At 75.1% G+C, this 17365-nt stretch carries 14 protein-coding genes; 1 reads left to right on the top strand and 13 read right to left on the bottom strand.

Annotated elements, in window-relative coordinates; all coding sequences use genetic code 11:
* Window positions 1-72: 72 nt before the first annotated feature.
* Window positions 73-4689 (top strand): DNA/RNA helicase domain-containing protein, encoded by a 4617-nt coding sequence (locus CRV15_RS26420; protein WP_003959454.1) that lies wholly within the window; start codon window positions 73-75, stop codon window positions 4687-4689.
* Window positions 4690-4699: 10 nt separating this feature from the next.
* On the opposite strand, the gene hypE is transcribed toward CRV15_RS26420, so the two are convergent.
* The 13 genes from hypE to CRV15_RS26480 form a co-directional block, all read right to left on the bottom strand.
* On the bottom strand, window positions 4700-5782 hold the full coding sequence (hypE, locus tag CRV15_RS26425) for a hydrogenase expression/formation protein HypE (RefSeq protein WP_003959453.1): 1083 nt from the start codon (window positions 5780-5782) through the stop codon (window positions 4700-4702).
* Complete coding sequence (hypD, locus tag CRV15_RS26430) at window positions 5775-6956, bottom strand: hydrogenase formation protein HypD (RefSeq protein ID WP_003957650.1); 1182 nt, start codon at window positions 6954-6956, stop codon at window positions 5775-5777. The genes hypE and hypD overlap by 8 nt, the downstream gene beginning before the upstream one ends.
* Window positions 6953-7276 carry a HypC/HybG/HupF family hydrogenase formation chaperone gene (locus CRV15_RS26435; protein WP_003957651.1) on the bottom strand — a complete coding sequence of 108 codons (324 nt, stop codon included), beginning with the start codon at window positions 7274-7276 and terminating at the stop codon, window positions 6953-6955. The genes hypD and CRV15_RS26435 overlap by 4 nt, the downstream gene beginning before the upstream one ends.
* On the bottom strand, window positions 7249-9747 hold the full coding sequence (hypF, locus tag CRV15_RS26440; protein WP_003959451.1) for a carbamoyltransferase HypF: 2499 nt from the start codon (window positions 9745-9747) through the stop codon (window positions 7249-7251). The genes CRV15_RS26435 and hypF overlap by 28 nt, the downstream gene beginning before the upstream one ends.
* Window positions 9744-10649, bottom strand: coding sequence for a hydrogenase nickel incorporation protein HypB (hypB, locus tag CRV15_RS26445; RefSeq protein ID WP_003957654.1), 906 nt, complete (start codon window positions 10647-10649; stop codon window positions 9744-9746). The genes hypF and hypB overlap by 4 nt, the downstream gene beginning before the upstream one ends.
* Before the next feature lie 89 nt (window positions 10650-10738).
* Window positions 10739-11116: a hydrogenase maturation nickel metallochaperone HypA/HybF gene (locus CRV15_RS26450; RefSeq protein ID WP_044972308.1), complete on the bottom strand. Its 378-nt coding sequence runs from the start codon at window positions 11114-11116 to the stop codon at window positions 10739-10741.
* Between the two features lie 222 nt (window positions 11117-11338).
* Window positions 11339-11443 (bottom strand): DUF6893 family small protein, encoded by a 105-nt coding sequence (locus CRV15_RS37925; protein WP_003957656.1) that lies wholly within the window; start codon window positions 11441-11443, stop codon window positions 11339-11341.
* Complete coding sequence (locus CRV15_RS26455) at window positions 11437-12018, bottom strand: hydrogenase maturation protease (protein ID WP_003957657.1); 582 nt, start codon at window positions 12016-12018, stop codon at window positions 11437-11439. The genes CRV15_RS37925 and CRV15_RS26455 overlap by 7 nt, the downstream gene beginning before the upstream one ends.
* Window positions 12019-12029: 11 nt before the next feature.
* Window positions 12030-13469, bottom strand: coding sequence for a hypothetical protein (locus CRV15_RS26460; RefSeq protein ID WP_003959449.1), 1440 nt, complete (start codon window positions 13467-13469; stop codon window positions 12030-12032).
* On the bottom strand, window positions 13466-14161 hold the full coding sequence (locus tag CRV15_RS26465; protein WP_003957659.1) for a DUF6084 family protein: 696 nt from the start codon (window positions 14159-14161) through the stop codon (window positions 13466-13468). The genes CRV15_RS26460 and CRV15_RS26465 overlap by 4 nt, the downstream gene beginning before the upstream one ends.
* 13 nt (window positions 14162-14174) lie before the next feature.
* Window positions 14175-15002 carry a DUF5947 family protein gene (locus CRV15_RS26470; RefSeq protein WP_009995284.1) on the bottom strand — a complete coding sequence of 276 codons (828 nt, stop codon included), beginning with the start codon at window positions 15000-15002 and terminating at the stop codon, window positions 14175-14177.
* The gene (locus tag CRV15_RS26475) at window positions 14999-15472 is read right to left on the bottom strand and encodes a hypothetical protein (protein ID WP_009995281.1); all 474 of its coding nucleotides are present in this window, start codon (window positions 15470-15472) and stop codon (window positions 14999-15001) included. The genes CRV15_RS26470 and CRV15_RS26475 overlap by 4 nt, the downstream gene beginning before the upstream one ends.
* On the bottom strand, window positions 15469-17253 hold the full coding sequence (locus CRV15_RS26480; RefSeq protein WP_003957662.1) for a nickel-dependent hydrogenase large subunit: 1785 nt from the start codon (window positions 17251-17253) through the stop codon (window positions 15469-15471). Before CRV15_RS26480 ends, CRV15_RS26475 begins: the two co-directional genes overlap by 4 nt.
* Window positions 17254-17365 lie beyond the last annotated feature (112 nt).

The raw sequence follows: 17365 nt of genomic DNA on the forward strand, positions 1-17365 counted from the left end.
CGGGAGTTCGGCCCCTACCATTGAGCTGTCGGGGCGGCCGGAACGCACGAACGAGCAGGGAAGCAGGGGGAGATGGAGCCCGCGTGGACCACGGTGGGGCTGCCGTCACCGGCGGTCGGGCCGCTGGTGGCACGGCTCTTCCTGCCCGCGGCCCCGGAGCCGGACGGCCCCGAGCCGCTGGAACGCGTTCTCGCCTTCGCCGAGGGCGGGCGCCCGATCGGCCGGGGCGCGGCGCACGCCCTGATCTCGGAGCTGTTCCGGCACTCCTCGCACGGACGCGGCAGACGGTTCACGGCGGAGGAGCGCCAGACCATCGCGGACGCGCTCGACCAGTCGGTACGGGCGCTGCGGACGCTGGGGCTGAGCGATCTCCAGGTGGTGCGGGAGGGGCACCAGTCCCTGATGGGGCGGCTGAGCCGTACCGGCGGGGCCGGGCGGGCCGCGCTCTCGGCCAAGGGCATGCGGGTCTGGGAAGCGCTCCTGACGGCGGTCTGCGTCCATGTCGTGGACCGGCTCGCCCGGCGGTCGCCCCTGGTGGCGCGCGAGGCACGGCGGCAGGCGCGCGCCCACGCCGAGCTGATCGGACGCTCCGACGAACGGCTCCTCGCCGAGAGTGTCCGACTGGCCGACGCCGACCAGGAGTTCGAGCTGGGCCACCTCGGTGCGCTGGGCGAGCGGTACCGGACCGTCTCCGTCCTCGGCCTGGCGGACGTCTCCCCGGGCGCGGCGACCCGATGGCTGGAACACGTCCATGTCCCGCTGGCCGCCGTGACCGGCGACGGAGGGCCGCCCCGGCCCGCGCACCGGCTGCCGGAGCGGCATCCGCGGCTGCTGCTGCGGGGCGGACCCGGCGCGGGGAAGACGGTGCTGGCCCACTGGCTCGCGGCCCGTGCGGCGGCCGACCGGGACACCGGCCGGATTCCGTTCCTCGTCCCGCTGCGGCTGCTCGGCGCGCAGGAGGCGATGCCGGAGACCGTCGAGGAGTTCCTCGCCACCGCCCCCGGCCTGCCGCTGGAGCGGCTGCACGACGGATGGATCGACCGGGTGCTCGCCGAGGGGCGGGGCCTGGTCGTCGTCGACGGGCTCGACGAGGTCCACACCGCCGTCCGCGCCGCCGTCGGGCGGCGCCTCGCCGAACTCCTCGCCGTCTACCCCGGCACCCGCTGCGTGGTCCTGACCCGGCCCCGCGCGGTACGCGACGGCTGGCTCGCCCGCCACGGCTTCACCGAGGCGACCCTGCTCCCGCTCACCCCCGACGGGGTGAGCGAACTCGTCCGGCGCTGGTGCGCCGACGACAGGGGCGACGGCGGCGGAGCCCGGGAGGACGGCGGCGGGTCCGGGACGGGTGCCGACAGCGGTGCCGGGCCCGGCGCCGCGCTGAACGGACTCCTCCGCTCCCGGCCCGGTCTCGCCGACGCGGCGACCAACCCCCTGATCTGCGCCGCGCTCTGCGCCCTGACGGCCGAACACGGCCTCCTCACCGAACACGACTGCCTCAGCGGTGTCCTGCCCATGCTCTTCGGCGGCCGGGACGGACGCCGCGGGGTGCGGCCCCCCGGCGGCGCGCCCCCCGGCCGGGACCTCTGCTACGAGGCGGCCCAGAGCGTCGCCCGCGCGACCGTCCTCGAAGGCAGCCCGGAACTCCCCACCCGTACCGTGCTGCGGCTCTTCACGGAGCACGACGAGCACGGCGCACCGGGCGGGCAGGACCCGCCGCACGGGCGGGAGCCGTTCGGGGACCCCCGGCGGCTGCTCGCCCATCTGGTCGACCGCACGGGCGTCCTGAGCACCGGCCCCGCGGACACGGTCGCCTTCACCCACCCCGTCTTCCGGGACTTCCTCCTCGCCCGGCGGATCGCGCGCTGGAACGACCGGGAACTCCTGGTGCGGCAGGTCGGCTCGGCCGACCTCTACCCGGTGGTCAGCCTGCTGACCGAGGGGCAGGAGAACGGGGACATCAGCTTTCTGATCGACGGGCCGGGGCACGACCGGCCGCCCCTCCCGGCCGGGGAGCCGACGGAGGGGACCGCCGGCGAACCGCGGTCCGCCCCCGCCCCGGCGGCGTCCCGCGCGGAGCCGGACACCCCGCCCACCGTTGCCCGGCCACCGGCGGCACCTCCCCCGCCCGCGCGGGCGCCCGTCCGCCCGTCCGGACCCACCCGGGGAGCCCATGAGCTGGCCATGGCCCTCAGCGTGGCCACCCGTGTCGAACCCGAGCTGATCCGCGCCGTCCGCGTCCGCCTCTTCCCCTGGCTGGACGTGGGCGACGAGTCCGACCTCTGGTTCGGCCCCTGGACCGCGACCCGGACCCGGGCCGCCATCGCGCTCCGCCCCGACCTGCTGCCCGCCCTCCGCGCGGAACTGGCCGACCGGCTCCACCGGAGCCCCCCGGACGACCCGCTGCGCTCGCTGGGCGCGCTCGTCGCCGAGGTGCACAGCGCGCTCCCGCCCGCGCTGCGGCTGGAGGAGCGGGTCACCTGGATCGACGTCTCGGTCCGCTCCGGGCGTCAGAAGACCCTGGAGAGGGCCCTGGAGCCCGCCCTCCGCGCCCTCCTCACCGAGGGCCGCGACGGCCTCGCCGACTGGCTCGCCGGAGCCTGGCCCCGGCTGCCCGAAGCCGTCAGGAGCACCGTGACGGCCTGGCAGCTCGCCAATCTCGCCGCCCACCGGGCACCCGACCACGGCCCCCCCGTACCCGAGCCGCCCGGCGGGCTGACCCCCGGCCATGTCGCCGTCCTCGCCGAGGCCGTCCCGCACGTCGCCCTGCCGGTCAGCCTGAGCGGTCCCCGGCTGCGGCTGGGAGCCCCGGCGGCCACGGGCGGCGCCGCGATCCTCGTCCCGGACACCGACCCCCGGGTGATCGAGATCCTGTCCCCCGGCGGCGGCCCCGCGCGGACCGTCCTGGTGGAGCGTGACGGGGAACACACCGTCGAGATCGGTACCGGCCCCGGCCCGGTGCGCCTGCGGACGCCGACGGGCGCGGTGTACGAGCTGGTGCCCGAACGGGCGCCGACCCGCCCCGCCCCGCTCCCGGAGCGGGGGACCGTCGCGGAACTGCTCGTCCTGCTGGACCCGGGCACACAGCCCGGGGTGCCCCGCCGGGCGGTGGAGGAACTGCGGGCCCTGCTGGAACTGCTCGGCGACGCCGGGCTGCCGGAGGTGCAGGTGCTGCGGCAGTTCCGGCTCCCGGACACCGGCACCCGGGTGGACGCGGTCATCGCGGGGATGCGCCCCGGCGGGCGCGAGCCCTCGTACGCGGTGGTGGAACTGAGGCGATGGCGCCACGGGGAGGTCGACCGGCGGATGGAGCGGGACGCCACCGCCCGGGTGCGCCGCTCCGTCGACCACCTCACCCGGCGGCTCGCCCTGCTGCGCGACAGCCCCGAGCTGATCGACGGATTCGTCCACTGGTACCGCACCGACCCTGCCGAGCGCGCCGCGACCGGGTCCGGCAGGCTCTTCCCCGACGTCAGCCGGGACCGGGCGCTGGAACTCCTGCGGGAGCGCTTCGCCCCGCTCCCCGGCGCACCGGCGGTCGACGCCCTGCTGGACAGCGACACGGTCCCCGAGGACCCGGCGCAGTTCGTGCTCCGGCCGGACCAGGAGGAGGGGTACGGGGCGGTCCTGCGGCGGGTGGAGCGGGCCCGGGAGGCGCACCCCCAGGAGGTGATCATCGTGACCGGGGGGCCGGGCAGCGGCAGGAGCGCCGTCGGACTCGCCCTCCTGCGGGAGCTGCGCCGCAGGAGCGAGGAGGTGTACTACACCAACGGCTCGCCCGCGCTGGAGCATCTGCTCTCCTCGGTGGGACTCCTCGACGGGGTGCGCAAACACCCCGCCGAGCGCGCGGGCTTCGGAGGCGAAGCCGACGGCACGGGCTTCCTGCTGTACGACGAGGCCCAGTGTCTGCGGGGGCCGTTCGCGCCCCGGCCCGTCAGCCGCTTCGACCAGCGGCTGCGCCGGGGCCAGGTCGACCGGATGATCAGGGCCGCCCGGGTGCCGGTCTTCCTGCTGGACGAGGAGGACACGGGCCATCCCGGCGAGGTCGGCTCCTTCGTCTCGATCGCCTCCGCCGCCACCGACCAGGGCCGCACCGTCCGCGAGATCGATCTCGACGCCTTCGGCGCGGGCGCCGGGTGGGGCCATGCGCAGTGGGTGTCCCGGCTGCTCGGGCTGCGCGCGGAGCCGGTCGGCCGGTACCCGAGCGACAGCACCCCCGCGCTGCTGCTGGCGGAGAGTCCGCGCCGGCTGGAGGAGGCGGTGCGGGCCCGGACCGCCGAGGGAGGCACCGCGCGGCTCACGGCGGGTTCGGCCTGGCCCTGGTACGCGCCGGAGTCCGAGGTCCGGATCGGCGACTGGGCGCGCCCCTGGGGGCACCGGCTGATCGACTCCGACCCCTCGGCCGCGCACCCGCTCGAACGGGTCGAACGGGTCCAGGACGTGCGCGGCTGCGCGTTCGACTGGTGCGGTGTGCTCATGGGACCCGATCTGGTATGGCGGGAGGGGCGGTGGGTCACCGACCTCGACGCCTCCCACGACCCCCGGATGCGCTCCCTGCCGCCCGAGGAGGCCGCCCGCTGTGTCGTCCGCCTCTACCGCACCCTCCTCACCCGTGGTCTGCACGGCACCGTGCTCCACTCCACCGACGAGGAGACCCGGGCCCGCCTGGCGGAGCTGATCCCCCGGGTCTGAGCCGCCCCGTTCAGCAGATGCGCGGCAGTTGCTCCCCGATCGGCAGGTCCACCACCCGGGTCCCCCCGAACGCGGTCCGCGCCACCACCATCCCCGGATGGTCCGCGACGCACTCGCCGATGACCGCCGCCGCCGCGCCCAGCGGATGCGCGCGCATCGCGGCGAGGACCGCGTCGGTGTGCTCGCGGGGGACGAACGCAACGAGTTTGCCCTCGTTGGCGACGTAGAAGGGGTCGAGGCCGAGCACCGCGCAGGCGTTGGCGACGGGGGGCGGGACCGGGACGGCGGACTCCTGGAGGGTGACGCCGACGCCCGCCGCCGAGGCGATCTCGTGGAGGGACGCGGCGAGGCCGCCCCGGGTGGGGTCGCGCAGGACATGGAGGTCGGGGGTGACGGCCAGCATCGCGTCCACCAGCGTGCCGAGCGCGGCGCAGTCGCTCTCGATCTCGACGCCGAACTCCAGCCCCTCCCGCACACTCATGATCGCCACCCCGTGCAGCCCGATCTCCCCGCTGACGAGCACCGTGTCGCCGGGCCTGGCACGCTGCGGCCGGATGTCGACGCCGGGCGGGATCAGTCCGATCCCGGCGGTGTTGAGGTAGACGCCGTCGCCGTGGCCCGCCTCCACCACCTTGGTGTCGCCGGTCACCACCTGGACGCCCGCCCGGCGGGCCGCCGTGCCCATGGCCTCGGCGACCCGGGCGACGAGGGCGGTCTCCACGCCCTCCTCCAGGATCGCGGCACAGGACAGCCACGCGGCCCGCGCCCCGCTCATCGCCAGATCGTTGACGGTGCCGTTGACGGCCAGGTCGCCGATGCTGCCGCCGGGGAAGAAGAGGGGCCGGACCACGAACGAGTCCGTGGAGAAGGCGATCCTGGCCCCGCCGGGGTCGAGCACCGCCGAGTCGCCGAGGGCGGCGAGGACGGGCCCGTCGCCGAAGGCGGGCAGGAAGACGTTCTCGACGAGTTCGGCGGAGAGCGCCCCGCCGCCGCCGTGGCCCATCACCACCCGGGGGTGGTCCCGCAGCGGCAGCGGACACGTCCAGCCGCTCGGGTCCACCGGGCCTGCCTGGGGGAGGACGGTGTCAGCCAACGGGGTTCGCCTCCACAGGAGTCGGGACGGCGGACGACGGCACGGCGGAGGGTACGGGTGCCGGCGCGGGCGCACCGGGCGCGGGGGCACCCAGCCGCCGGTAGAGGTAGTACGCGGCGCACGCCCCCTCGCTGGAGACCATGGTGGCCCCGAGCGGCGTCCGGGGGGTGCACACGGTGCCGAACGCGCCGCACTCGTTCGGCTTCAGCAGCCCCTGAAGCACTTCGCCGCTGCGGCACTCGGCGGGTTCCCGGGTGTCGATCCCCGTGACGTCGAAACGGTGCTCCGCGTCCTGGTCGCGGTAGCGGGGCGAGAGCCGCCAGCCGCTGCGCGGGATCACTCCGATGCCGCGCCAGGCGCGGTCGGTGACCTCGAAGACGTCCTCCAGCATCGCGCGGGCCGCCGGGTTCCCCCCGGGCGGCACGGCGCGCGGATAGGCGTTGTCCACGGTGTGCTCGCCCCGTTCGAGCTGCCGCACCGTGCGGCGGACGCCCTCCAGGATGTCCAGGGGCTCGAAGCCGGTGACCACGATCGGCACCCTATGTTTCTCGGCCAGTTCCGGGTACTCCCCGGTGCCCATCACACTGCACACATGCCCGGCGGCGAGGAAGCCCTGCACCCGGCAGTCCGGGGACGTCATGATCGCCTCGATGGCGGGAGGCACCCGGACGTGCGAGATCAGCGTGCTGAAGTTGCGGACGCCCTGACGGCGGGCCTGATGCACGGCCATCGCGTTGGGCGGGGCGGTGGTCTCGAAACCGATGCCGAAGAACACCACCTCGCGGTCCGGGTGGTCACGGGCGATCCGCAGCGCGTCCAGCGGCGAGTACACCACCCGGACGTCCCCGCCCTCGCCGCGCACCCGGAACAGATCGCGGTCGGTGCCGGGCACCCGGAGCATGTCCCCGAAGGAACAGAAGATCACTCCGGGCCGGGAGGCGATCGCCAGCGCCTTGTCGATCACTTCGAGCGGGGTGACGCACACCGGGCACCCCGGGCCGTGGATCAGCTCCACGCCCTCCGGCAGCAGTTGGTCGATGCCATGGCGGATGATGGTGTGGGTTTGCCCGCCGCACACCTCCATCAGCGCCCAGGGGCGGGTGACCGCGGCCCTGATGTCCTCCACCAGGCCCCGGGCCAGTTCCGGGTCCTGGAACTCCGTCACATATCTCACCGCGCCGCCTCCCGGTCCTGTTCCTGCTCCCGCGCGCGCTCAGGGGACTCGCCGGGGGGCGCCGCCGCCTCCCAGGGGTCGCCGAACTCCTCCTGGAGAAGCCCCAGTTCGGCGAAGAGCTCCAGCGTCCGCAGGGCGGACTCCTCGTCGAGGCGCTGGAGGGCGAAGCCGACGTGGACGATGGCGTACTCGCCCACCGCCAGATCGGGCAGATACTCCAGGCACACGTCCTTGACCACGCCGCCGAAGTCCACGACGGCCATCCGGGTGCCGTCCCGTTCCTCGATCTCCATCACTCTGCCGGGCACCGCCAGGCACATGGGTCCGCCTCCTCTCCCGTCGTGGCCCGTGCGGCCACCATGAGCTGGCCGAGGGCCAGCCCTCCGTCGTTGGGCGGCACCCGCCGGTGCCGCAGTACGGTGAAGCCGTCCGCCGCGAGCGCCCGCGTGCAGGACGACAGCAGCAGCGCGTTGCCGAAGACGCCGCCGGTCAGCGCCACCGTGTCCAGGCCGTGCCGGTCCCGGGCGAGTCCGCACAGCCGCCGCACCGCGTCGGTGACCCCGGCGTGGAAACGGGCCGCCACCAGCCCGGCGGGCGCGCCGGAGCGCAGGTCGTCGACCACGGCCGCGAGGACGGGGGCGGGCGTGGCGGTCCAGCGGCCGTCGTCCCGCTCCGTCAGCGCGAAGCGACAGCCGGGGCCGTGACCGGAGTCCGGGCCGGAGCCGGAGCCTGGGGCCGGGGGGTCGGGCGGACCGTACGCGTACGCCGCCGCCTCCAGTTCGATCGCCGCCTGGGCCTCGTACCCGGCCCGGTGGCAGACCCCGGCCAGCGAGGAGACCGCGTCGAAGAGCCGGCCCATGCTGGAGGTGGCCACACAGTTGAGCCCGGTCTCCAACTGCCGTTCGAGGACCCGGAGTTCGTCCTCCGGACAGGTCCGCACACAGGCGAGGTCGCCGGTCCAGGCGATCCCGGCGGCACGCAGATGGGACAGGGCCATGCGGTACGGGCGGACCACCGCCGCGTCCCCGCCCGGCAGCGGCACCGGCTCCAGATGGGCGAAGCGGCGGAAGCCGCGGTAGTCGGCGATCAGCACCTCGCCGCCCCAGACGGTGCCGTCCCCGCCGTGGCCGGTGCCGTCGAAGGCGACGCCGATCACCGGCCGGGTCCCGTCCAGACCGTGTTCCGCCATCGCCGCCGCGACATGGGCGTGGTGGTGCTGGACACCGGTGACGGCGCGGCCCGCCGCCAGTCGCCGCACCCGGCGCGCGGAACGGTAGCCGGGGTGGCGGTCGGCCACGGGGGCCGCCCGTTCCACCCCGGTCACGGCCTTCAGATGGGCCACGGCGCGGTCGAACGCCCGGAGCGTCGCCAGGTCGTCCATGTCGCCGATGTGCCCCGACAGCCAGGCCCAGCGGTCCTGCGCCAGCGCGAACACGTTCTTCAGATCGCCGCCCGCCGCGAGCAGCGGGGGCACCGGCAGCGGCAGCCGCACCGGCGCGGGCACGAAGCCCCGGGAGCGCCGCAGCGGCAGCGGCACCCCGTCCACCACGCGGACCACCGAGTCGTCGCACGGCACCCGGATCGGCCGGTCGTGCGCCAGCCAGGCGTCGACGAGCGGGGCGAGCCGTTCCAGCGCTTCGGCGTCCTCCGTGACGATGGGCTCACCGGCGAGGTTCCCACTGGTCATCACGAGCACCCGGGGTCCTTCCGGGTCGCCGTCGAGGCCCAGCAGCAGATGGTGCAACGGGGTGTACGGCAGCATCACGCCCAGATCGGGCGCGCGGGGTGCCACCAGGTCGGCCGCCGCCGGGCCGCCGCCGGGCGGCTCCGGGCGGCGGCGCAGCAGCACGATGGGCCGGGCGGGACCGGTGAGCAGCGCGCGTTCCTCGGGTCCGAGGCGGACCAGGGGCGCGATGTCCTCGGGCGCGCGGACCATCAGCGCGAACGGCTTGTCGCCCCGGTTCTTGCGCCGCCGCAGCAGGGCGACCGTCCCCGCGTTCGCGGCGTCGCAGGCCAGGTGGTAGCCGCCGACGCCCTTCACGGCGAGGACGGCCCCGGCGGCGAGCAGCCGCCGTGCCTCGACGAGCGCGGTGTCCCCGGTGCGCCGGGGCGCGCCCGGGGCGATGAGCGTGAGCCGGGGGCCGCAGTCGTGGCAGGAGACCGGCTGGGCGTGGAAGCGCCGGTCGGCGGGGTCGGCGTACTCGCGGGCGCAGGCGCGGCACATCGGGAACCCGGCCATGGTCGTATGGGCCCGGTCGTAGGGGAGCGCGGTGACGATGGTGAAGCGCGGCCCGCAGTCGGTACAGGTGATGAAGGGGTGGCGGAAGCGCCGGTCGGCCGGGTTCCGCAGCTCGGCGAGGCACGCGGCGCAGGTCGCGGTGTCCGGCGGGATCAGGGTCCGGCCCGCGCCCCGGCCCCCGGCCCCGTCCGGGTCCCGGCCGCCGCCCCGGTCCGTTCCCCGGTCCGTTCCCCGTCCGGTTCCCGCGCGGGACGAGGGGGCGATCGCGAATCCGCGCGCCCCGGTGGCCCGGATCTCCTCCTGCCGCACGGCGGCCACATCGGCCAGCGGGGGCGCGTCGGACACGATCCGGCGGCAGAAGGCGTCGACGGCGTCCGGTGGCCCCTCGACCTCCGCGAGCACCCCGTCCCCGGTGTTCGTGACATGGCCGGAGAGTCCCAGTCCGGTGGCGAGCGCGAAGACGAAGGGCCGGAAGCCCACCCCCTGGACCAGGCCCTGGACGGCGACCCGCCGCCGCAGCGGAACGGCGGAGTCCACCGGGCGGCCGGTCACAGCGGGTCCACCACCGGGGCGCCGTGCGGATGCGGGGCACCGGCGGCGGACCCGTGGTCGTGCCGGTGGTCGTGGTCGTGCGGCGTGTGGTCGTGGGTGTGGGCGTGGTCGTGTCCGTGCGCCGGGTGGTCGTGCGTGTGGGCGTGGGCGTGCTCATGGACGGTGGGGACCCGCCCCACCGCGGAAACGGGCACGGGCGCGGGTGCGGGCTCCGGGGTGCGGGCCAGCACCGGCCGGTGCGGCACGGCGCCCTCCTGCACCGCGAGCGCCCGCTCCAGCAGGGCCCCGGTGCCCCGGCCGTCGCGCGCCGAGGTGAACACGACCTCGACCCCGGGGTTGACGCGGGCGACGTTCTCCAGGAACGCCTCCTCGTCGAAACCGACCGCCGCCGCCAGGTCCGTCTTGGTGACGAGCACCACCTGCGCGAGACCGAAGGCGGTGGGGTACTTGAGCGGCTTGTCCTCGCCCTCCGTCACCGACGCCAGCGTCACCCGCAGCGACTCGCCCAGGTCGTAGACGGCCGGGCAGACCAGATTGCCCACGTTCTCCAGGAACAGCACCCGGGTGCCGGGAGGCAGCCAGCCCGCCAGATAGCCGCGCAGCATCACGGCCTCCAGGTGGCACAGCCCCCCGGTGAGGATCTGCTGCACCGGTACGCCCGTCCGCGCGAGCCTCCGGGCGTCGTTCTCGGTGGCCAGGTCGGCGGTGAGCGCGGCGACCGGGACACCGCGCTCCCTGGCCGCCGCCAGCTCCCCCTCCAGGAGGGCGGTCTTCCCGCTGCCCGGACTGGAGAGGAGGTTGACGGCCACCGTGCCCCGCGCGGCCAGCTCGGAGCGCAGCAGCGCCGCGCTGTCGTCGTTGCGGGCCAGGACCGCCTGCCGGAGGTCGGACGAACGGCACATGGAACCTGTGGCCCCTTCTGAAGATCGGTCTCTGGTCTGTCCCCGGGACACCGCCGCACCGGGCCGGAACGGCCCCGTCCGCGCCCGGCTCAGGAGGGTGGGGCGGGGGCCGACGGGACCGTTCCGGCCCACTCGACCTCGCGGACGCGCAGCTCCCGCCCGGTCAGCAGCACGGCATCCGGGCCCCCGCAGCGCGGGCAGAGCAGATCGGGCGGCATCCCCGGACGCCACTCGACCGCGCACGGGCCGCACCGGGCCAGCGCCGCCACGCCCAGGGTCTCCAGGGCGGCCCCCTCCAGGACCGTCCCCGCGCAGGCCAGGGCGAAGCAGAACGCCAGCGCCTCCGGCACCACTCCGGCCAGCTCGCCGACCTCGAGGCGCACCGTCGCCACCGCCGTCGCGCCGTGCCGCACGGCCGCGTCCGCCACCTGCTCGACGACGGCCGCGGCGATCGACATCTCATGCATCGGCGCGCCTCGTTCCAAGGCCGGGGCCACGGCCGCCGGCCGCGCACGGTCCACCCGGCCGGTCCACCCGGTCCGGTCCTGGTCGCTGCCGCACGGCCCGGTGGCCGCCGTCAGCGGGTCCATTCCACGGGGCCGGGGCGGCCGGAACCGGGAGCCACGCCGCCGACCGGACGGCGGCGACCCCATTGCAGCAGCGCCGGGCGCAGCGCCGCCCCGGGAGGGTCACATCCGGGAGATCTCCAGATAGCGCCTGATGTCGGGCATGGTGCGCCACAGCACCAGTCCGATCGCGCCCGCCAGGGCCGTACCCACCACTGCTTTCAGCATGACGATGCCTCCGCTTTCCCAGATGTCCCGGACCTCGAATCCCCCGCCGCCTCCGCCGCCGACCCCGTTCCCGCCGTCGTCCGTGTCTCCTCGTCGAGCACCCGCAGCACCATCCGTACGGCCTCGCCGACCGCCGCCCCGACGGGGGCGCTCAGCCCCATCCCCTCCGCCGTCGACCCCGGTTCGCAGCCCACGACGAGCACCCGGTCCGGCGGGGTGCCGCCGGTGCCCGCGCTCAAGGTCGCGAGCAGGGCCAGCACCGCGTCCGGGCCCATCCGATGGCCGTCCAGCGCGGGCACGGCCGAGGGCTCGACGGGGCCGCTGCCGGCCTCGAACACCTCGATCAACTGGAGCGTCCCCGGCGGCTCGCCCCGGCTGACGGCGTCGACGAGCACCAGCGTGCGGTAACCGTCGAGCAGTTGGTACGCCAGATGCACCCCGCGCACCCCGACGTCGACCACGTCGACCCCGGCGGGGACCGGGTGCGCCCCGAGCGCGCGCACGACCTCGACCCCGAAGCCGTCGTCCCCGAGGAAGACATTGCCCACGCCCGCGACCAGCACCCGGCGTTCCATCCGGCGGTCCGTCACGACGCCTCCAGGGGAGTGACCTCGTCGGGCTGGAAGTAGCGGAACCGCCCCTGCGCCCGCCAGAGGTCGGCGCCCGGGTCGTCCTCGACGGTGACGGCCAGATGGACCGAGCCGTCGACATCGTGCAGCACCGCCTCGACGAGGGCCGTGCGGCCGTCCAGGAACAGGTCCTGCGCGTCGGTGCGGCGCCGACCGGGCCGCAGTAGCACCCGGCTGCCCGCGCCCACCGCGACGCCCCCGACCGCCACCGTGTCCCGGGCGGGGTCCACGCCGCGGTCGGCCCCGGGGTCCCACCACGGCTGCTCCCCGGACGCGTCCGCCGCGCCGGGCACGGGGGAGACCTCCCGCAGCGAGCGCACCGCCCCGTGCAGCCGCTCCAGCACCTCCGGCGGCAGCGACGCCGCGAAGTCCACCACCGCGCCCGCCCGTGCGTCGGTGCCCCGGGCCTCCCGCATCTCCCGGTCGGTCAGACAGGCCGTGCGCAGCGCCAGGATCTCGTCGATCTCGGTGGCGTCGTAGAGGGCGGCCGGGCTCTCGGGGGCGATCCGCGGATGGTCCTCCAGAATGATCGGCGAGGACAGCAGGACGTCGTCGCCGCCCTCGGGGTCGGCCAGCACCGGCCAGGTGTGCTCACCGGCGCACTCGGCCACCGCGGGCGCCGCCCACCGCGGCGGGTCGGTGGCGGAGAGGAAGCGGCCCCGGTCGAGGGCGAGCAGCAGATGCGCCGAGAGCAGCGAGTGCGGCAGGGCGTCGGCCCGGTCGGCGCCCGCGGGCGGGGCCGTCCAGCCGCCGGTGTTCGCCACGACGGCGGTGAGCCGCAGGGCCCCGTACGGGCCGGGCAGCTCCCGCGCGCGCAGCCGCAGCACGCCGCTGACCTCCTCGGTGGCGTACCGCAGCCGCCCCACGGGCGCGCCTTTCTCCGTGACGGGTTCCGTCTCCCGGCGGGCGGGCAGCAGGAACGGGTGCTCGACCCCCTCCGGCCGGGTCAGCCGCTCCAGCGGCAGCAGCAGCCGTACCGACTCCGGCACGCCCTCGTCCCAGGGGGTGAGGACCCGGTCGGACAGCTCCAGTTCGGGAACGGTGAGGTACGCGTCGGGGCCGGGCGCGGCCGCCCGCTGCACCGTTCTGCGGCGGGCCCGCAGAAAACGCAGCTCCACGGCGAGGTGCCCGCCGGGGCCCCGGGGTTCGAGCAGACACTCGGTGCGCTGGTGGGAGTGCTCGCCGCTGTCGCGCCCGTACCCGGGCGGCACCAGGACGCCGAACTGCCAGCGCAGCCGGTTCTTGGCGGCGGACGCCCGATAGGGGTAGAGGACATAGCCCTCGAACAGCACCGCGTCCGCGATCCGCCGGGCCGGGGCGAGCCGCGCCTCCGTGGCGGGCGGGAAGACACAGCCGGTGACACCGCCCACGGGCCCGGCGGGACGCGCCGCGCTCACCGGGCCTCCCCGCCCGCCGCCGCCCCGTCGATCCCACCGGGGTCACCGCTCGCACGGACCGTGCCGGACTCCGCCGCCTCGATGAGTTCCCGTACCGTCGCCTCCCAGGAGGGCAGCGCCCGGCGGGTGCGGAACGCCAGCAGCTCGTCCATCGTGTCGGAGGGGAGCCGCAGCCAGCCGCAGCCGGGAAAGTGCTGCTCCATCATCTCCCGCCACACCTTCACCGGCAGCCGCACGGGTGCCTCCAGATCCCAGGGCACCGGCGTCACATGGAAACCGGCGGGCCCGCTGAACACCGTCCCCGAGAACAGCATCAGCAGCGGCGCCTCCCCGCTCTCCAGCGCCCGGAAGTAGCGCGTGGCGGCGATGTCGAGGTCATAGGTGCAGGGCACCGGCAGCTCGACCTCGGTCTCCCCGGTGAACCCGGGCACCATCAGGGGCACTTCGGCGAACTGGATGGGGTTCAGGGTGCCGCCCCAGCGGGAGCGCTCCCCGAACAGCCCGGTCAGCCGCCCGCCCTCCGCCTCGTCGTAGCCGCGCCGCGCGGGCTCGATACGGAGCTGGCAGCGGAGCGCGAGCGCGTGCACCCGGGTGCCCGCGGGAGCGGTGATCCGCAGCCGGAACGCCAGGGTCGGTCCGGCGGCGTACCGGTCGGCACGTACGTCCGTACAGCGAAAGCCCAGCTCCTTCATGCCACGGCCTCCCTCATGCCACGGTCTCCTTCGGCAGCGGCTCGGCGCGCTCCGCCAGGTCGGCGAAGAAGGCGTCCAGGTCGGCGTTGGCCTCGGCGCCGCCGTCGAAGCCGCGCCAGCGCAGCCGCATCCGGCCGACCAGCTCGTAGCAGACGTCGACCGGTACGAGCAGACAGCGGATCCGGTCGCCGGTCCGGCGCAGCAGCAGGGCCTCGACGTCGGGGCGCAGCACGGCGGCGAGCCGGCTGTTCCCGAACGCCGCCCGCCAGGCGTCCTCGTCCCGTTCGGCCTCGGTGGCTCCCGCCGGGCTCGGATAGCACAGGATGCGCCGCCCCAGGGCCGTGTTGTCCAGGACGAACGCGGTGCTGACGGGGATGCGCAGGGCGGTCCACGCGGCCTCGTCGGGCTCATGGCCGGGGTCGGTGAGACAGCGGTCCGGGAGGGGGAGGTAGCGGCCCTGTGCCGGGGCCCGCCCCTGCTCCTGTCGCTCCGGCTGTCCTTCTCGCTGTCCTTCCCGCTGCCCGTCGGGGCGTTCGAACAGCAGGGCGCAGGCGATACAGACGCAGACGAGCGCCCGGGCGGCGGTGTCCGCGAGGTGGCGGTGGCCGTCGTCCACCCGCTGGGAGCAGAGTCCGCACCGTTCGGGGCGGACGGCCGGGGTCCGGCGCAGCCCGCGCAGCAGGGTCGTCCCGGGGCGGGTGAGGGGCCGCACCTCCCGGTCCGGCCATGACCCGGCGGGCACAGCGGGCACAGCGGGGTCGGTGGGCATGCCGGGCGGCTCGGGCGGGTCGGCGGGGTCGGGCACCCCCGCCGGGCCGCTCGTGCCGGGGCCGCCGGTCACCGGGCCTCCGCCGGGGGGCGGCTGCCGATCTGGAGCAGGGGCCGCTCGGACTCCTCCCGCTCCCACACCACCGCGGTCACTTCCGGGGCGTGGCAGGCGAGGGCGTTCTCGACGTCCTCGGGGCGGGCGCCGCAGCCCCGGCCCTCGCGCCGCAGGGTGAGGGTGCCGGTCGCCGGGTCGAAGCCGGTGCGCTCCACCCGGCCCGCCCCCGTCGCGTCGAGCGCCCGTCCGATCCGGGTGCCGACGGGCTCCGGGTGGAGGTCGTGCAGCGTCAGCAGCCCCGCCACCGCCGGGTCGTCCAGCGCCCGGCCGAGCGCCCCCTGCGGCAGCGCCCGTACCAGCCGGTCCAGTCCGTCGCCGTGCAGTGCGAGCAGCGCGCGCACCAGTTCCTCGCCCGCCTCGCGCGCGGTGTCGTCCGTCAGCCGGTCCAGGGCGCGCTGCACCCGTGCGCCGGTCTCCTCCGCCGTCATCCGCCGAGCCCGCTCAGCCCGGTGGGCACGTGCATCCGCTGGAGGGTGCGGCCCCCGCCGACGTACATGTGGACGCCGCAGGGCAGACAGGGGTCGAAGCTGCGGACGGCCCGCATGATGTCGATGCCCTTGAAGTTCTCCGGCGGGTTCTCCTCGAAGATCGGGGTGTTCTGCACGGCGTCCTCGTACGGCCCCGGGGTGCCGTAGCTGTCACGGACGCTGGCGTTCCAGGGCGTCGGGGGATAGGGGTGGTAGTTCGCGATCTTCCCGTCGCGGATCACCATGTGGTGGGAGAGGACACCGCGCACGGCCTCGGTGAAGCCGCAGCCGATGGACTCGTCCGGCACCTCGAACCGCTCCCAGGTCTTGTGGCGGCCCGCCCGCACCTCCTCCAGCGCCTTCTCGGTGAAGTGCAGGGCCGCGGCGGCGGCGTACGCCTGGAAGTAGGTGCGGGCCCGGTTGCGTTCGATGGCGTTGCTCCAGGCCGGGATCTTCCACTCGAAGGTGGCCTCGGGCTTGGTCATCGAACGGGGCAGATTGATCCGCACACTGTGTCCGGTGGCCTTGATGTAGCCGATGTCGACGAGACCGGAGAGCGCCGTGGACCAGAGCCGGGCGATGGGCCCGCCGCCGGTGTCCAGGGCGAGGTGGTCCTTTCCGTCGAACCAGCGCGGGGACATCACCCAGCTGTACTTGTCGTCGAAGTCGCGCTTCTGCGGGGCGGGGATGGTGTGCTGGTTCCACGGGTGCCGGGGGTCGACCGGGTTGCCCAGCGGGTCGCGGGCGACGAAGAGGTCCCGGCCCTCCCAGTCCTCGTAGTACGAGCTGCCGAGCAGGATGCGGATACCGAGGTTGATCTCGGTGAGGTCGTTGGTGACCAGCTTGCCGTCGACCACCACACCGGGGGTGACGAACATCTTCCGGCCCCAGTCCGTCATCCTGCGGTAGGTGAAGTCGCAGTGGTCCGGGTCGTTGAGGCTGCCCCAGCACCCCAGCAGCACCCGGCGGCGGCCGACCTCCTCGTACCCGGGCAGCGCCTCGTAGAAGAAGTCGAACAGGTCGTCGTGGAGCGGCACGACTTTCTTCATGAACTCCACGTACCGCATCAGCCGGGTGAGATAGTCGGTGAACAGCTGTACGGTCGCGACGGTGCCGACGCCCCCGGGGTAGAGGGTGGAGGGGTGGACATGCCGGCCCTCCATGAGACAGAACATCTCCCGTGTGTACCGGCTGACCTGGAGCGCTTCCCGGTAGAACTCGCCCTCGATGGGGTTGAGCGCCCGCATGATGTCGGCGATCGTGCGATAGCCGTGGTCGCCCGCGTGCGGGGCCTCGGTCCGCTCGGCCTGCTCCAGCACCCCGGGGTTGGTCTCCTTGACCATCTTCTCGCAGTAGTCGACCCCGACCAGGTTCTCCTGGAAGATGTTGTGGTCGAACATGTACTCGGCCGCCTCGCCGAGGTTGATGATCCACTCACCGAGGTGCGGAGGCTTCACCCCGTACGCCATGTTCTGCGCGTACACCGAGCAGGTGGCGTGGTTGTCGCCGCAGATGCCGCAGATCCGGCTGGTGATGAAGTGGGCGTCCCGGGGGTCCTTGCCACGCATGAAGACGCTGTAGCCGCGGAAGACGGACGAGGTGCTGTAGCACTCGGCGACCCGTTTCGCCTTGAAGTCGATTTTGGTGTGGATGCCCAGGCTGCCCACGATCCGGGTGATCGGGTCCCAGGACATCTCCATCAGGCCGCTGCCGTCTCCGGCCGCCTTCGTCGTCGGTGCCATGGTGTGTGTCGTGCCCTTCTGCGTACGGGGTGGAGGCGGCGGGAGGCGCGGGCCGCGGACCTGCGGGGGCGCGCGGTGCGGCCGGGGCGGCGCGGGGGGCGGCGGCGGGCCG

The sequence above is a fragment of the Streptomyces clavuligerus genome, from assembly GCF_005519465.1.
Taxonomy (GTDB): domain Bacteria; phylum Actinomycetota; class Actinomycetes; order Streptomycetales; family Streptomycetaceae; genus Streptomyces; species Streptomyces clavuligerus.

Excerpts from the sequence above, each read along its gene's own strand:
- CRV15_RS37925 (WP_003957656.1), bottom strand. The coding sequence starts at position 11,443 with ATGCTGAAAGCAGTGGTGGGTACGGCCCTGGCGGGCGCGATCGGACTG.
- CRV15_RS26450 (WP_044972308.1), bottom strand. The coding sequence starts at position 11,116 with ATGCATGAGATGTCGATCGCCGCGGCCGTCGTCGAGCAGGTGGCGGAC.
- CRV15_RS26480 (WP_003957662.1), bottom strand. The coding sequence starts at position 17,253 with ATGGCACCGACGACGAAGGCGGCCGGAGACGGCAGCGGCCTGATGGAG.
- CRV15_RS26455 (WP_003957657.1), bottom strand. The coding sequence starts at position 12,018 with ATGGAACGCCGGGTGCTGGTCGCGGGCGTGGGCAATGTCTTCCTCGGG.
- CRV15_RS26465 (WP_003957659.1), bottom strand. The coding sequence starts at position 14,161 with ATGAAGGAGCTGGGCTTTCGCTGTACGGACGTACGTGCCGACCGGTAC.
- hypB (WP_003957654.1), bottom strand. The coding sequence starts at position 10,649 with ATGTGCCGTTCGTCCGACCTCCGGCAGGCGGTCCTGGCCCGCAACGAC.
- CRV15_RS26420 (WP_003959454.1), top strand. The coding sequence starts at position 73 with ATGGAGCCCGCGTGGACCACGGTGGGGCTGCCGTCACCGGCGGTCGGG.
- CRV15_RS26435 (WP_003957651.1), bottom strand. The coding sequence starts at position 7,276 with ATGTGCCTGGCGGTGCCCGGCAGAGTGATGGAGATCGAGGAACGGGAC.
- CRV15_RS26475 (WP_009995281.1), bottom strand. The coding sequence starts at position 15,472 with ATGACGGCGGAGGAGACCGGCGCACGGGTGCAGCGCGCCCTGGACCGG.